Below are 14,805 nucleotides of genomic sequence, written 5' to 3'. Positions count from 1 at the left end.
GGGTCGGCTGATCGGCGTCAGTCACGGCGGCCCTCCTTGCGGCGCAGCTGGATCGGCGCGAACATCTCGGACTGGCGCAGTTCGGCGTGGCCGTCGCGGACCAGTTCCAGCGTCGCGGCGAACGTCGCCGCGGTGGCCGAGCGCCAGCGCACCGGATCGGCGTCCCAGCCATCGGGCAGGTAGCTGGACAGATCCGTCCAGGTGCCGGCGAACCCGATCATCGAACGCATCCGGTCCAGCGCCTGCTCCATCGTGTAGACGCTGTCGCGATCCATCGTGAAGGGGCGGAATTCATCGCGGGTGCGAATGCGGGAATAGGCCTGCATCAGGTCGAGCAGCGTCGCGGTATAGGTGACCTTCTTGATCCGCTCGACTTCCTCCGGCACGCCGCGGGCAAAGAAATCATAGCCCAGACGGTCACGCGCCATCAGCCGCGCCGCGGCGTCGCGCATGGCCTGCAGACGCTCCAGCTGGAATGCCAGATGCGCGGCCAGCTCCTCGCCGCTCGGGCCCTGTTCGGCGGGATCGGGCGGCAGCAAGAGGCGCGATTTCAGGAAGGCCAGCCAGGCCGCCATGACCAGATAGTCGGCCGCCAGTTCGATCCGCAGCGCCTTGGCCTTTTCGACAAAGGCCAGGTATTGCCGCGCCAGGTCGAGGATCGAGATCTTGCGCAGGTCCACCTTTTGCGTCCGCGACAGCATCAGCAGCACGTCCAGCGGCCCCTCGAAGCCATCGACATCCACCACCAGAGCTTCCGCCGCGAGGCGGTCGGCCACGCTGGTCGGCTGGAAATCGGCGGCGGTCTCGAACTCGTCAGTCATCCATGGCGCTCATGCCCAAGCGCCTCAAACTCGGCTTCCAACGCGTCGATGTCAACCGGTTGGACGGCGGGACATGCCGCGATGACGGCGTCTGCGCGCGCCTGTGCGGCATCGCTCATGGTGCCCACAAGATCCATCAGCGCCTGCATCTCGGCCAGATCGCCGTTGCAATGCAGAACGACGTCGCAACCCGCCGCCAACGCCGCGGCGCCGCGCTCGGACACCGTGCCCGACAAGGCCTGCATCGAGATGTCGTCGGTCATCAGCAGCCCGCCGAACCCGATATCGCGGCGGATCAGGTCGATCATCGCGGTCGAGATCGTGGCCGGGTTGCCGGGGTCGATGGCGTCGAAGACCAGGTGCGCGGTCATGCCCATCGCCTGCCCCGCGAAAGGCCGGAAGGCGGCGAAATCGGCGGCGTCCAGCGTGGCACGGTCGGCCGCGATGCGCGGTAGCGACAGGTGGCTGTCCAGCACCGCGCGGCCATGGCCGGGAATATGTTTTACGACGGGACAGATCCCGCCTTGTTCCAGCCCCTCGACCACCGCCCGCCCGATTTCGACGACACGATCGAGGCTGTCGGCGTAACAGCGGTTGCGCAGAAAGGCATGGGTGTCGGGACGGGCGATATCGAGCATCGGCGCACAGTTCGCGGTGATGCCCATGCCCCGCAATTCATGCGCGATCAGCCGGTAGCGCAGACGCATCGCGCGCGCGGCGTTGGCGCCGTGGCGGGCGACCTCGTCCAGGGGCGGCAGCCAGTCGCGACCCAGCGGCGGGCGGTAGCGCTGCACGCGCCCGCCTTCCTGATCGATCAGGATGGGGGCCTCCCGGCCGACTGCATCTCTGAGTTCTTCTGTAAGATTAGCTACTTGCGATACGTTTTCAATGTTTCGCGCGAACAGGATGAAGCCAAAGGGATCGGCTCGGGCGAAGAACCGCTTTTCGTCGGCGCCGAGCCGCGTCCCGGCGCAGCCCAGGATGGCCGCGCCAAAGCGGCGCGTCACCGCGCCACCACCGGGATGCAGTCGACATTCTGCGCGACGAAAGCAGAGCAGAAGCGGCGGGCATCCGCCAGGTCTTCGAAGCCGTGCGCCCGCAATCGGTAGAACACCCGTCCGCCGGAACTTGCCCGCTGGATGACCCGCGACTTGTCGACAAGGTAATCACCGAACCGCGCTTCCAGTCGCGCCCATTCGGAACGGGCGGTCTCGGCGCTGTCGAACGCGCCGATCTGAACCAGCCGGGTTCCGGTGGGAATTGCCGCCGGATCGATTTCCTTTTGTGCCTCGGCCTCGGTCGGCGTCACCGCGGCCTCGAGCGAGGCGGTCTGCAGACCGACCGGGCGGCGCATCGGACGCAGCGAACGCACCAGCCCCTCGCCCGGCTTTGCCACCGGCAACGGCGCCTGGACCTCGGTCACGACCTCTGCCTCATCCGCGCTGTCGGTCTCGGATATCTCGGTGACGACCGCCGCGGCCTCTCCGGGCTCCATGTCGGTCAGTGGCACAGCACCGGCGGCGATCTGTTCGACAAGCCTCTGGATCGCGTCGCCGGTTCCGTCCGGCTCGGCCGCGCCTGTCTCCTCGGCCATGACCGGGGCTTCCGGCGCGGGTTCGGCCAGGCTGGGCATCGGGGTCAGCGTGACGCGTTTGGGCTGCGCCTCGGGCCGCGCGGCGGGCTTGATCGCGCCAAGCGCCACATCCTCGGAAGACAGGCCCGGCGGTGCCGGCGCCAGAACCAGCCGATCGGCGGCGTCTTCGGCACCACCCCGCCCGGCCACGGCGTTGACCGCCAGGCCCTGGTGATCGGCCAGCTGGCCGCCGGGATCGTTCGGCGCCTCACGCATCGGACCCTGCACCGCCTGGACCACGGGAATGCCGCTGACGTCGCGCACCAGCAGCCGGTAACCCCACACGCCGACACCGGCGATCAGTGCCAGAGACACAAGCGCACCGGCCCAGTTTGCCGCCGTCGCGACGCCGCGCGTCGCAGGGGCGCTGTCTGCCCCATCATAGGTGAAATCCGCCATTTTTCGCCTCGTTCTCCCCCGCACGTTGTGCCGCACGGGTGCGTTGTCTGCTCGTCTCCGACGCAGGCCGAGGCGCTTTTGTCAGCGCATTTCTTCTGCCGGCGTCACACCCAAGATACCAAGACCGGCCGAAATGACAACCGCGACGGCCCGCGCCAAGGCGATTTTCGCCTGACTGGTGGCAACGTCGTCCTGCAGAAAGCGCAGCGCCGGTTCGTCATGGCCACGGTTCCAAAGACCGTGCAGTTCGGCAGCCAGTTCCGAGAGGTAGGTCGCCACGCGGTGTGGTTCGTGCGTGCGGGCGGCGATTTCGATCAGCCGCGGCCATTCCGCCAGCTTGCGCGCCAGCGCCAGTTCGGCGGAATGGGTCATGCCGGACAGGTCGGCCTTGGCCAGCGTGCAATCGTCGATCGCGATCCCCTGCTCGGCCGCCTTGCGCAGCACCGAAGCGACGCGGGCATGGGCGTACTGCACATAGAAGACCGGGTTTTCCTTGGATTGCTCGACCACCTTGTCGAAATCGAAATCCAGCGGCACATCGTTGCGCCGCGTCAGCATGTGGAACCGCGCCACGTCGGGACCGACCATGTCGACCAGGTCGCGCAGTGTGACGAAGGTTCCGGCGCGTTTCGACATCTTGAAAGGCTGACCGTTCTTGAACAGCTTGACCAGTTGCAAAAGCTTGATGTCCAGCGGAACCCGGTCACCCGACAACGCCTTGACCACCGCCTTGAGCCGCTTGACATAGCCGCCGTGATCAGCGCCGAAGATGTTGATCAGCTGGTCGAAACCGCGCTGGACCTTGTCGTAGTGATAGGCGATGTCGGGGGCGAAATAGGCCCAGGTGCCGTCGGCTTTTTGCACCGGGCGGTCCTCGTCATCGCCGAACGCGGTCGACTTGAACAGCCATTGTTCGCGTTCTTCCCAATCGTCATCCGCCTTGCCCTTGGGCATCGGCAGGGTGCCCCAATAGATCAGCCCCTGCTGTTTGAGCGTGTCGATCGCGTCTTCGATCCGGCCGGTATCGAACAGCGACTTCTCCGAGAAATAGTGGTCCATGTGCACGCCGAGCGCGGCCAGGTCTTCGCGGATCAGGTCCATCATCGCGTTGGTGGCGAACTCGCGCACCGCGTCGAGCCACTCTGCCTCGGGCGCGTCGAGCCACACATCGCCGACCTTGTCCTTGAGCGCCTCGCCCACCGGGATCAGGTAGTCGCCGGGATAGCTGCCCTCGGGCCAGTCGACGCTGAGGTCATGCGCCTCCTGGTAGCGCAGGTAGGCGGAGCGGGCCAGCTTTTCGACCTGCGCGCCGCCATCGTTGATGTAGTATTCCCGCGTCACGTCGTAGCCCGCGTAGTCCAGCAGCGCGGCCAGCGCATCGCCGACGATGGCTCCGCGGGCATGGCCGACATGCATCGGACCGGTGGGGTTGGCCGAAACGAATTCGACATTGACCCGCTGCCCCTGCCCCATCACCGACCGCCCGTAGGCGGTTCCGGCGGCCAGGATGGCGCGCGGCAGGTCCTGCCACAGCGCCTGGGCCAGCCGCAGGTTGATGAACCCGGGGCCAGCCACCTCGGCGCTGTCGATGCGCGGATCGGCGATCAGCAGCGGCACCAGGGTTTCGGCGAGGTCGCGGGGCTTGAGGCCGGCCGGCTTGGCCAGCACCATCGCGGCATTGGTGGCCATATCGCCATGGGCGGCGTCGCGCGGCGGTTCGACCGTGACGGGGCCCAGATCCAGCCCGCCGGGCAAGGCGCCCTCGGCCTGAAGCGCTGCGATGGCATCGGCCACGACGCCGGCGATGTCGGTAAACAGGTTCATGGTCAACTCCGGATGTCGCGCCACCCCTTATCACGAGGGCGCTTGGCGTCAATGTCGGGGGCGCCGCGCCGCGGCTTACTTGACGTCCCTGCGTTCCTGCCGGGCGGGCCCAAGCGTGATCAGCTGAACGCCATCGAGATCGCGCGGCGCGTCGTCGGGGCCCAGAAAGCGCAGGTTGCCGTTGGGGCCCAGTTCGGCCACGACCACCGCCTGCGGGTTCTTTTCGCGCCATTGCGCCAGCGTGAATTCCCCCGTCAGCCGCGTGGTGCGGAATTCATCGCCCTCGACCAGCCGGGCGTTCAACTCGAAAAACGTCTGCCCCGCCCCGATCGCGCGCCCGCCCAGCGTCGACGGCAACGCGTGACGCGACGAGGTTTCGCGCACGCGCTTGACCTGGAACACGTTGTCGCGGCCGAATTCCGGCGCCAGGTCGGTGGCCACCAGGGTGTTGTAGGCGTCGTTGTCGGTTGCGGCGACGATCTTTTCGTAGGCCATGAATTCCAGCCGGTGCTCGGCCGCCTCGGACAGCACGTCGCCGTAATAGGTTTCGATCCCTTCCTCGCGGGCATTGCGCAGATGCGCCCCGTTGGGGTCGGCGATCAGCACCGGTAGCTCGAGTTTCTGCAACGCCTTGGCAAAGGCCACGGCAAAGCGCGAACCGCCGACGATCAGAACGCCGGGCTTGCGCGAGGCCGTGAGGCCCAGCAGCCGCGCCATCGGTGTGAGCGTGAAGCCGTGCAGCACCACGGTCGCGGCGACCAGGGCGAAGGCCAGCGGCGCGACGCGGTCGGCATCGGCGATCCCCAGTTCCACCAGCCGTTCGCCGAACAGCCCCGCCACCGCCACCAGCACCACGCCGCGCGGTCCGGTGAACGCCACCAGCAGCCGTTCGCGCCAGGGAACGTTGGAGAAGGCCAGCGCCAGCAGCACCGGCAGGGGACGCGCGACCAGGATCACCGCCACGACGAACAGCAGCGCGCGCAGATCCAGCGACATCAGCGTCTGCATCGACATGTTGGCGGCCAGCAGGATGAACACGCCGGACACCAGCAGGACGGTGGCATGTTCCTTGAAGCGACGCAGTTCGGTATAGCTGGGCAGATCGGCATTGGCGATCCAGATGCCCATGATCGTCACCGCCAGCAGGCCGGATTCGTGCAGCACCGCGTCGGAGACGGCGAAGATCGCCAGCAACAGGACGAACAGCACCGGCACTTTCATGTATTCCGGCACCCACGCTTCGCGGAACGCCCGCGACAGGCCCCAGCCCGCGGCGATGCCGAGGATCGTCGCGATCCCGATGCCGAGCGCGATCTCGTAGGCGGCCGCCCCCATCGACGTCGCGGTCTGCAGAACGACCACCACCTCGAAGGCCAGCACCGCCGCCAGCGCGCCGACCGGGTCGTTGACGATGGCCTCCCATTGCAGCAGCGCGGCGGGGCGTTTCTGAAGCTTGGCCTGGCGCAGCAAGGGCGCGATGACGGTGGGTCCGGTGACGATCAGGATGCCGCCGAAGACCGTGGAGGTCGCCCAGCTGAGCCCCGCGACGTAGTGCAGCGTGGCCGAGGAAACCAGCCACCCCAGCGGCCCGCCGATGAAAACCAGCCGCCTGACGCCCTTGGCAGCGTCGCTCAGGGTGTGGAAGTTCAGCGTCAGACCGCCTTCGAACAGGATGATCGCCACGGCGATGGCGACCATCGGCTTGACCAGATCACCAAAGACCTCGGACGGGTCGAACAGGCCCAGAACCGGCCCGACCAACAGACCCGCGGCCAGCATCAGGACGATGGCCGGCATCCGCAGACGCCAGGCCAGCCATTGACTGCCAACCCCCAGGGCGCCCACGAGCGCGAAACCGAGTACCGGGTCGAAACCACCCGCCGCAGGGATTGCCATGCCGAAATCCTTCGCTGTCCTGCAAAGGTTCTAACGCGGCTTCAGGGCGCCTGCCAGTCGATCACCGCCCCCGGCGCCACTCCGCGCGACACCGGGTGGCACAGCATGAGCGCGGCATCGCCGGCCGACAGCAGCGCCTTGCGATCCCAGTCGGCGACCGGAGACAAACGCAAGCCGGCGATCCTTGCCGGCCGCGCGCGTTTGCCGATCTGCGACGAAAGACCGGCAAACCCGGCGCCGCGGGCGACCGTGAGCGTCGGCGCCAGGGGATCGACGGCTTCGAAGATGAACCCGCCAAGGGCGCGGCCCGACCCCAGCCCGTCGTGAAGCGCCGCCGCAAGATGCGCGGACCGTTCGATATCCGGTGCCGGGTCCGACGCTTCGGCCGTCGCGATCAGCGGCATCAGGTCGAGATAGATGTGCAGCGGATTGGCCGCCCAGGATTCAGACAGAACGCCGAACAACGTGCGCGGCTTGGAATCGAGCGTCAGGGTTTCGACCCGGTTGGGCATTTCGTGCGCCAGCGCCTCGAGCGGGGCCGACCGCACGCCGAGCGCGACGACCGCGGCACCGAAAGTCGAAAGCCGCTGCACCAAGGCCTGGCCAAGCGGATGATCGGCACCTGCGACAAACGCAATGCGGTTCTTAAAATACGATACGCCGAACACGAAAATGACGTCCTGAAATAACTTCCGACATCCATTGCGAACGGAAATGGGCGTTGTGTCAAACCCCGTCGTGCAAAATATCCGTACCGGTCAACTGCGCATGCTGTTGCAACGCGTAGCGGTCGGTCATCCCTGCGATGTAGTCCGCGACGATCCGCGCCAGCGCCGTTCGCGTCCGGGCGGCGGCGATCTCGGCCCGCCAGCCATCGGGCAGGAATTCGGGATTCGACATGTAGATCGGGAACAGACCGTTCACCACTTCGGTGACGCGTTCGCGTTGTTCCATCACGCGCGGCGCGCGGTACATGTTTGCAAAAAGAAAGGCTCGTATTTCCTTGATATTGCTATGCATTTCATTCGAAAAGCAGGCGACTGGGAACCCCAGTTCGCGCAACGCCTGGACCGAGTCGGGACGCGCTTCGGCCAGGCGGTTCCTGGTGGTCTCGATGACGTCGGACACCATGGCCCCGAACACTCGCCGCAGGGCTTCATGGCGGCGGCGCGATGCCCCCAAACCGGGGTAGTGACGGTCGACCTCGGCATAGGCCGAACCTACCAGCGGCAGGTCTGAAATCGCCTTTTCCGTGAAAAGTCCGGCCCTCAAACCGTCGTGCAAATCGTGGTTGTTATACGCGATATCATCGGACAGCGCTGCAACCTGTGCTTCAGCGCTGGCATGGGTGTGCAACTCAAGGTCGTGACAATCGTTATATTCGGCCAAAGCCAGCGGCAAAGGGTGCGCGACAGGCCCGTTATGCTTGGCGATTCCCTCAAGCGAATCCCAGGTCAGGTTCAGCCCGTCGAACTCGGCATAGTGGCGTTCCAGCGCGGTGACGATCCGCACCGTCTGCGCGTTGTGATCGAACCCGCCATAGGGCGCCATCAGCGCATCCAGGGCGTCTTCGCCGGTATGGCCAAAGGGTGTGTGGCCCAAGTCATGGGCCAGCGCCACCGCCTCGGTCAGGTCGGTGTTCAGCCCCAGAGCGCCGGCGATGGTGCGCGCCACCTGCGCCACCTCGATCGAATGGGTCAGTCGCGTGCGATAGAAATCGCCTTCGTGTTCGACGAAGACCTGGGTCTTGTGTTTGAGCCTGCGAAACGCCGAGGAATGTATGATCCGGTCGCGGTCGCGCTGGAAACACGATCGGAACGCGCTTTCTTCTTCTGCAACCAGACGACCGCGGGCCGCCGCGGGTGTGCAGGCATAGGGCGCGTGCATGGCCTCTCCTGTTCTTGTCGCCTGTCTCTGCCGCGCATATATTACAGCTTGCGCAACAGTTAAACCGTCCCGCGAGGCCAGCGATGCAACTGCCCCCCAAGGTCACCACCCGTGCCTTCGAACGCCTGTCCGAAATCGGCGCGGGCGCGCAGGGCAAGGCGCTGCGCGTCGCGGTCGAGGGTGGCGGCTGTTCGGGCTTTCAATACGAGATCAAGCTGGACGAACCGGCTGCGGACGATCTCGTGCTCGAGGCGGATGGCGAACGGGTGGTTGTCGACCAGGTGTCGCTGCCCTTCCTGGCGAACGCAGTGATCGACTTTTCCGACGAACTGATCGGCGCGCGCTTCGTGATCGAGAACCCCAACGCGACCAGCAGCTGTGGCTGCGGAACGTCGTTTTCCGTCTGAACGGCGAACGCCGCCGAACGCCGCTGTCACTCGGCGGGGACGATCCGGCTGCGACGCGGCAGCGCCTCGTCGGCCACCAGCCACAAACCCGACCCGATGACCAGCGCGACGCCCAGCAGCGTGGCGAGCCCCGGCATCTCGGCAAAGCCCACGTAGCCGATCACGACCATCCAGGCGAATTGCAGGTTCATCAGCGGCGTGGCGACATAGGCCGGAAGCAGGCGAAACGCCTCGGCCACCACGTAGCGGCCGGCGAACAGCAGCACGCTGTAGAACGCCACCCAGATCAGATCGGCCCCGGTCATCGGTTGCCACACGAAAGGCAGTGCAAGGCCCATCGTCACCAACAGCGCCAGGTTCGGCCAGAATACCTGCGCCAACGGCACGCGCTCGGCCCGCGCGATGTAGCGGCCCAGCAGCATCGACAAGGTGCCGGTCACGGCGGCGAGCAAGGCCCAAAGGTGCCCGAGTTGCACCGAACTGGGCCCGCCGGGCATCAGGAACAGGATACCAGCCGCTCCGATCGTCACGGCAATCCAGGCCGTTGGCCGGGGATGTTCGCCCAGGATCGGCCCACTGAACGCGGCGGCGAGAACGGGGATCAGGCCGATGAAAAGGAACACGTCGGCAAAAGGCAGATGCCGGAACGCCTGAAAGAAACCGATGGCGGCCAGCACGGTCAGACCCGACCGCAGGGCCATCACCCTGGGAAACCGGGTACGCAGGCCGTGCACGCCACCGTCTTGGCGCCGCAACAGCGTCATCAAGAGCGCCAGACCCAGAACCAGAAGCGCCGAGACGGCGAACAATTGCGGTGCCTCGAACTGCCCGGCGATCATCTTCGTGATGCCGTCCGCCCCGGCCATCATGCCGGTATAGACGACGATCAGCAGCGCCCCGAGGGTCAGCCCATTCATGCCTGACCCGCCCGTGCGAACCCGGCGAAGAACGCCTCGAAATGGGTGGAACTGGCCTCGGCCGCGTCCAAGACGTCCAGCGCCACCGGCGACAGGCTGTCGGCGATGCGGCGGCGCATCGCGGGCCAATCCGGCGTGCGCGCACCGTCCATCTGGAACAGCGCCTGGGACATCTCGCGCAACGCCGCGGCACGGCGCGGATCGCGATCAAAGCGCATCCGGCCGTCTTCCATCGGCTTGCGGAACGCAGCCCCGCCGGACGCGGCCTCGTGCCAGTTGCACACCAAGAATTCGTGGTAGTCGTCGGTCACCGAAACGCCTTCGCCGCTGGTCACCTCGAACAGATGCGTGGCGCGTGACAAAAGCGCCGTCCAGGCCTGGGGTGGCGTTTCGCCGGCATAGACCATCGCGGTGCAGATTTCGGCCAGCAAGTCGGCGTTCTGGTCCAGATAGGCCAGGATGCCGGCGAAATGCAGGCTTTGACGCGCCTCGAGCGGCATGTCCGGATCGCGGCGCCCGTATTCGCTGAGATAAAAGACAATGTGGGTCAGTTCATAGGCGGCCTTCTTGTTCGGCAGCGAAAAGGTTTCGCTGCGGGACGCAAAGGCGCGCAGACGGTCGTCAAGGCCCCGATCGCCGATCGGGTCGACGCCGCGCCGCGCCATGAGGCGCCGCGCTTCGGCCCGCTGCAAGTCGGACAGCTCAGCTCTCGCGAGATTCTGACCCATGGCCCAATCAACCATGCGTTGTCCCACCTGTCCAGAAAATCCAAGCGCTTCGAGATCGAGCACCATGGACAGCAGAAAACGGTAGTATTGCGGAAAGAATTCGAGGCGCCGCAAGGCGCTTTCGTAGAACGGCGCAAGCGGCGCAAGGCTTTCGACCGGGGGCGCGATGCCCGTGCATTCCAGGATGTTCAGCAGCTCGGCGTTTTCCTTCATCCAGAAAACATCGTCCGGGCGGCGCCGGTGGGTCGCGAAACTGCTGACCAGCGCAGCCAGACGGTCTGGCTGGGATCCGATCCGGGACCGCGACTGAAACGCGATGACGTTGCTCATGGCGTGACTCCCCTTGGTCTGACGACGCTTGTTGGCGTTTCGTGGCGCCCGGAGCGGCGCGCTGCTGCACCGCTCCGGTCACGCAGATCAGACCTTGCGGGTCTTGGGGCCGGACCACGAGGTGAACGCCTCGACCGCATCGCCGCTGTCGATCCGGTCTCCGGCCGGGCCGGACCAAGAGGTGAAAGCTTCGACCGCGTCGCCGCTGTCGATCCGGTCGCCGGCCGGGCCGGACCACGAGGTGAACGCCTCGACCGCGTCGCCGCTGTCGATCCGGTCGCCAGCCGGGCCGGACCACGAGGTGAACGCCTCGACCGCGTCGCCGCTGTCGATCCGGTCGCCAGCCGGGCCGGACCACGAGGTGAACGCTTCGACCGCGTCGCCGCTGTCGATCCGGTCGCCGGCCGGGCCGGACCACGAGGTGAATGCCTCGACCGCATCGCCGCTGTCGATCCGGTCGCTGGCCGGGCCGGACCACGAGGTGAACGCTTCGACCGCGTCGCCCATCAGGGCCGATGCACTGGTGTCGTTGCTGACAAGAATTTCTTCAGAAATGGTGTGCTTGAGTTTGGCCGACATGGAACCTTCTCCCGTTTTGGCATGGTTGGTTTCGATGTCGAAAACGCTGCATCTATAGCTTGAATATTTAAAACGTTTTTATCGCTATGATTGATGGATGCTGATTTTTCCACAGAAAGGACGGATCGCAGAAAACCGAGAAGCCAAAGCTAATCGGTTTACCAACAACAAGAAGAAAATTGTGGATATCCTTCGCCGGAACCCTCGCAGAAGTCTGTCTTCCGGTGAATTTCGGCCGAATCGAGCACCGTTGCTTGCGGATTTACCGATGCCTTGCGATACGGATTCGTCGGTTTCGGGAGGACGGGATGAAGATCGCGAGTTTCAACATCAACGGCATCAAGGCCCGGATCGGCGCTTTGACGGATTGGCTGGACGAAGCGCAGCCGGACGTCGCGTTGTTGCAGGAAATCAAATCCGTGGACGAGGGTTTCCCCCGCGAACTGTTCGAGGATCGCGGCTATGTCGTCGAAACGCACGGGCAGAAAAGCTTCAACGGCGTGGCGATCCTGTCCAAGCATCCGCTTGAGGACGTCAGCCGCGGCCTGCCCGGCGACGATGGCGACGAACAGGCGCGCTGGATCGAGGCGACGGTGGTCGGAAACACCCATGCCGTGCGGCTTTGCGGGCTGTATCTGCCCAACGGCAACCCGGCGCCGGGTCCGAAATACGACTACAAACTCGCCTGGATGGCGCGGCTCGAAGCGCGCGCCCGGCAATTGCTGGCCGATGAGATGCCGGCGCTGATGGCGGGCGACTACAACGTGATCCCGCAAGCCGAGGATGCCGCCAATCCGAAGGCCTGGGAAACCGATGCGCTGTTCCTGCCGCAAACGCGCGCCGCGTTCCGTCGGATCGTCAACCTGGGATTCACCGAAGCCTTCCGCGCCCGAAACCAGGCACCGGGGCACTATTCGTTCTGGGATTACCAGGCCGGTGCCTGGGAAAAGGACAACGGCATCCGCATCGACCATTTCCTGCTCAATCCCGCCTGCGCGGACCTGATGCAGGATTGTCAGATCGACCGCGCCATCCGCGGCCGCGAAAAGCCGTCCGACCATGTGCCGATCTGGGTGGAACTGGCACTGTGAACCCTTGGCAGCGGCGACCTCGCCCCCATATCTGAACCATGTTGAAATTCACCCCGATCCTCTTGGCCATACTCTATGCGCTGGCGATGTACCGCTTTTCGGCGTGGCGCACCGCGCGCGAACTGGACGAACGGTCGACCGAACTGGCCGATCCGCGGCTCAAGGCACTGACCGACCGGATGGCGGCGGCGCTGGATCTGCCGCGCATCCGCGTGCATGTCTACGAGATCGACCCGGTGAACGGGTTGGCCGCCCCGGACGGGCGGATATTCATCACACGGGGGTTCTTCCGCAAATACCAGAACGGCGAGGTGTCGGGCGAGGAACTGGCCAGCGTGATCGCGCACGAGCTGGGCCATGTCGCCCTGGGCCATTCGCGCCGGCGGATGATCGATTTTTCCGGCCAGAACGCGCTGCGCACGGCGCTGGCGATGATCCTGTCGCGGTTCCTGCCCGGGATCGGCGTCTGGATCGCCAACATGCTGACGACGCTGCTGGCCGCGCGGCTGAGCCGGGCTGACGAATACGAGGCCGACGAATATGCCGCCGCCCTGCTGGTCAAGGCCGGCATCGGCGTCGCACCGCAGAAATCGCTGTTCCGCAAGCTCGAGGATTTGACCCGCTCGCGCGCGGGGGCCGTCCCGGCCTGGCTGATGTCGCATCCCAAGACCGAGGAACGCATCGCGGCTCTGGAAAAGCTGGAAGCGAAATGGGCGGCCGTGCCGCAGCGCTGACCGCCCATTCCAATCCCTATTTTTCGCCGGATCAGGCTGCGCGACGCCGGCGCGAACGCTGCCGCTTGGCCGGGGCCGCAGGCGCCGAGGCCGCGCCGCCGGAATTGCCGCCCCGCCGCCGCCGTCCGGGACGGCCCGCGCTGGATTTGCCCTGCGCCATTTGCGGACGCGTGCCGCTGCCGGTGGGGATCTCGATCTTCATCAGCTTTTCGATCGCCGCCAGCAGATCGGTTTCCTCGGGCGCGCAAAAGGCGATCGCCTCGCCTTCGCGTCCGGCGCGGGCAGTCCGTCCGATGCGGTGTACATAGTTGTCCGGCACCTCGGGCAGATCGTAGTTCACCACATAGGCCACGCCGGGGATATCGATGCCGCGGGCGGCGACATCGGTCGCCACCAGCACGGTGATCTCGCCTTCGCGGAAGGCCTTGATCGCGCGGTCGCGCTGGCCCTGGCTCTTGTTGCCGTGGATCGAGGCGGCATTGAAGCCGTCGGCCACCAGCCCCTTCATCAGCTTCTCGGCGCCATGCTTGGTGCGCGAAAAGACCAGCGTCAGGGCATCTGTATCGGCCGACAGGATTTCACGCAGGCGCGTGGGCTTGGCGGCCTTGTCGAGGAAATGCACCGATTGGGTGACCTTGTCGGCTGCCTTGCCCGGGGGCGCGACCTGAACCTTGCGGGGATTGGTCAGATAGGCGCCCGAAAGCTCTTCCATCTGCTTCGGCATGGTGGCCGAGAACAGCATGGTCTGGCGCGGGCTGCCCAGGCGTGGCGCGATTTTGCGCAGCGCGTGGATGAAACCAAGGTCGAGCATCTGGTCGGCCTCGTCCAGAACCAGGTGGCGCACCTGGCCCAGATCGACGGCACGGCGGTCCATCAGGTCGATCAGCCGGCCCGGCGTCGCGACCAGGATGTCTGTGCCGCGCGACAATTGCGCGATCTGGCGGCCGATGGATTGCCCGCCAACCACCGTCACGACGCGCAGCTTGGTGCCATCGGTCAGACCGCGCAGGTTGTCTGCGATCTGGTTCACCAGTTCGCGGGTCGGGGCCAGGATCAGGGCCTTGGCGGTTTTCGGCGCCGGCTTGGCCGGTTGGGCCAGCAGATGCTCTACCAGCGGCAGGCCGAAGGCCAGTGTCTTGCCGGTGCCGGTCTGGGCAAGGCCCATGATGTCGTGACCTTCCAGCGCCAGCGGGATCGCCTGGTTCTGGATCGGAGTGGGTTGGGTCAGGCCGGCGCGGTCAAGCGCGGCGTTGAGTGTCGGCGAGAGGCCGAGCATGTCGAAATCGAACAAACGGTATCCTTCATGGGCCGCGCATCCTGCGCGACCACGGTTGCGGCCGCTGCGAGGCGGCCCGGTAGGGTGCATGCGGCCTCTGGAAAGGCGGGCGTATCCCGCCGCAACCGGCCGTCATGTCAGGAACCCTGCGTGATGGGGAACTGAAAACTGTCTGTGCTGGTGGCCCGTCCGGTTCAGTGTCGGGGCGCGGCAAGCTCACGCGGCTGCGCAGCACTGGGCGGGCTATGCGGCATCGCAGCGTTGACGTCAAGGGAAAGTTTCC

General features: G+C 65.9%; 14 protein-coding genes. 3 read left to right on the top strand and 11 right to left on the bottom strand.

The annotated features are described in order from the left end of the window. Positions 1–17: 17 nt before the first annotated feature. The 7 genes from KUH32_RS13265 to KUH32_RS13235 form a co-directional block, all read right to left on the bottom strand. A complete protein-coding gene (locus tag KUH32_RS13265) occupies positions 18–821 on the bottom strand; it encodes a segregation and condensation protein A (RefSeq protein WP_217779108.1) in 804 nt (267 codons plus the stop codon). Continuing rightward, positions 818–1,828, bottom strand: coding sequence for a glycoside hydrolase family 3 N-terminal domain-containing protein (locus KUH32_RS13260; RefSeq protein WP_217779107.1), 1,011 nt, complete (start codon positions 1,826–1,828; stop codon positions 818–820). Before KUH32_RS13260 ends, KUH32_RS13265 begins: the two co-directional genes overlap by 4 nt. Continuing rightward, positions 1,825–2,853 (bottom strand): SPOR domain-containing protein, encoded by a 1,029-nt coding sequence (locus tag KUH32_RS13255; protein WP_217779106.1) that lies wholly within the window; start codon positions 2,851–2,853, stop codon positions 1,825–1,827. The genes KUH32_RS13260 and KUH32_RS13255 overlap by 4 nt, the downstream gene beginning before the upstream one ends. 81 nt (positions 2,854–2,934) lie before the next feature. Next, on the bottom strand, positions 2,935–4,677 hold the full coding sequence (gene argS, locus KUH32_RS13250; RefSeq protein WP_217779105.1) for an arginine--tRNA ligase: 1,743 nt from the start codon (positions 4,675–4,677) through the stop codon (positions 2,935–2,937). 75 nt (positions 4,678–4,752) lie between these two features. Continuing rightward, positions 4,753–6,573 (bottom strand): cation:proton antiporter, encoded by a 1,821-nt coding sequence (locus KUH32_RS13245; protein ID WP_217779104.1) that lies wholly within the window; start codon positions 6,571–6,573, stop codon positions 4,753–4,755. A gap of 41 nt (positions 6,574–6,614) precedes the next feature. Beyond that, complete coding sequence (locus KUH32_RS13240; RefSeq protein ID WP_217779103.1) at positions 6,615–7,166, bottom strand: hypothetical protein; 552 nt, start codon at positions 7,164–7,166, stop codon at positions 6,615–6,617. 133 nt (positions 7,167–7,299) lie between these two features. After that, the gene (locus KUH32_RS13235; protein ID WP_348541139.1) at positions 7,300–8,502 is read right to left on the bottom strand and encodes a deoxyguanosinetriphosphate triphosphohydrolase; all 1,203 of its coding nucleotides are present in this window, start codon (positions 8,500–8,502) and stop codon (positions 7,300–7,302) included. Positions 8,503–8,543: 41 nt separating this feature from the next. Here KUH32_RS13235 and KUH32_RS13230 point away from each other — a divergent pair, with 41 nt between their 5' ends. Beyond that, positions 8,544–8,867 (top strand): HesB/IscA family protein, encoded by a 324-nt coding sequence (locus KUH32_RS13230; RefSeq protein WP_217779099.1) that lies wholly within the window; start codon positions 8,544–8,546, stop codon positions 8,865–8,867. A gap of 26 nt (positions 8,868–8,893) precedes the next feature. Here the strand turns inward: KUH32_RS13230 and KUH32_RS13225 are convergent, their stop codons facing one another. The 3 genes from KUH32_RS13225 to KUH32_RS13215 form a co-directional block, all read right to left on the bottom strand. Next, complete coding sequence (locus KUH32_RS13225) at positions 8,894–9,784, bottom strand: DMT family transporter (protein WP_217779097.1); 891 nt, start codon at positions 9,782–9,784, stop codon at positions 8,894–8,896. Beyond that, on the bottom strand, positions 9,781–10,842 hold the full coding sequence (locus tag KUH32_RS13220) for a DUF6902 family protein (RefSeq protein ID WP_217779095.1): 1,062 nt from the start codon (positions 10,840–10,842) through the stop codon (positions 9,781–9,783). Before KUH32_RS13220 ends, KUH32_RS13225 begins: the two co-directional genes overlap by 4 nt. A gap of 87 nt (positions 10,843–10,929) precedes the next feature. Continuing rightward, positions 10,930–11,421: a DUF6749 family protein gene (locus KUH32_RS13215; protein ID WP_217779093.1), complete on the bottom strand. Its 492-nt coding sequence runs from the start codon at positions 11,419–11,421 to the stop codon at positions 10,930–10,932. A gap of 308 nt (positions 11,422–11,729) precedes the next feature. On the opposite strand from KUH32_RS13215, the gene xth reads away from it, so the two are divergent. Then, positions 11,730–12,512, top strand: a complete 783-nt coding sequence (xth, locus tag KUH32_RS13210) for an exodeoxyribonuclease III (RefSeq protein WP_217779092.1) — start codon at positions 11,730–11,732, stop codon at positions 12,510–12,512. A gap of 38 nt (positions 12,513–12,550) precedes the next feature. Continuing rightward, positions 12,551–13,246 (top strand): M48 family metallopeptidase, encoded by a 696-nt coding sequence (locus KUH32_RS13205; RefSeq protein WP_217779090.1) that lies wholly within the window; start codon positions 12,551–12,553, stop codon positions 13,244–13,246. A gap of 31 nt (positions 13,247–13,277) precedes the next feature. On the opposite strand, the gene KUH32_RS13200 is transcribed toward KUH32_RS13205, so the two are convergent. Next, positions 13,278–14,537: a DEAD/DEAH box helicase gene (locus tag KUH32_RS13200; RefSeq protein ID WP_217779088.1), complete on the bottom strand. Its 1,260-nt coding sequence runs from the start codon at positions 14,535–14,537 to the stop codon at positions 13,278–13,280. Between the last annotated feature and the right edge of the window lie 268 nt (positions 14,538–14,805).

It is taken from the genome of Thalassococcus arenae (genome assembly GCF_019104745.1).
Classification (GTDB): Bacteria; Pseudomonadota; Alphaproteobacteria; order Rhodobacterales; family Rhodobacteraceae; genus Thalassococcus_B; species Thalassococcus_B arenae.
The sequence above is the reverse complement of the archived record's forward strand: the minus strand, read 5'-3'. Positions and strand labels throughout refer to the sequence as shown.

What these genes read in the sequence shown, in the direction of transcription:
- KUH32_RS13265 (WP_217779108.1), bottom strand. Translation starts at nt 821, where the DNA reads ATGACTGACGAGTTCGAGACCGCCGCCGATTTCCAGCCGACCAGCGTG.
- KUH32_RS13255 (WP_217779106.1), bottom strand. Translation starts at nt 2,853, where the DNA reads ATGGCGGATTTCACCTATGATGGGGCAGACAGCGCCCCTGCGACGCGC.
- argS (WP_217779105.1), bottom strand. Translation starts at nt 4,677, where the DNA reads ATGAACCTGTTTACCGACATCGCCGGCGTCGTGGCCGATGCCATCGCA.
- KUH32_RS13245 (WP_217779104.1), bottom strand. Translation starts at nt 6,573, where the DNA reads ATGGCAATCCCTGCGGCGGGTGGTTTCGACCCGGTACTCGGTTTCGCG.
- KUH32_RS13230 (WP_217779099.1), top strand. Translation starts at nt 8,544, where the DNA reads ATGCAACTGCCCCCCAAGGTCACCACCCGTGCCTTCGAACGCCTGTCC.
- KUH32_RS13225 (WP_217779097.1), bottom strand. Translation starts at nt 9,784, where the DNA reads ATGAATGGGCTGACCCTCGGGGCGCTGCTGATCGTCGTCTATACCGGC.
- KUH32_RS13220 (WP_217779095.1), bottom strand. Translation starts at nt 10,842, where the DNA reads ATGAGCAACGTCATCGCGTTTCAGTCGCGGTCCCGGATCGGATCCCAG.
- KUH32_RS13215 (WP_217779093.1), bottom strand. Translation starts at nt 11,421, where the DNA reads ATGTCGGCCAAACTCAAGCACACCATTTCTGAAGAAATTCTTGTCAGC.
- xth (WP_217779092.1), top strand. Translation starts at nt 11,730, where the DNA reads ATGAAGATCGCGAGTTTCAACATCAACGGCATCAAGGCCCGGATCGGC.
- KUH32_RS13205 (WP_217779090.1), top strand. Translation starts at nt 12,551, where the DNA reads ATGTTGAAATTCACCCCGATCCTCTTGGCCATACTCTATGCGCTGGCG.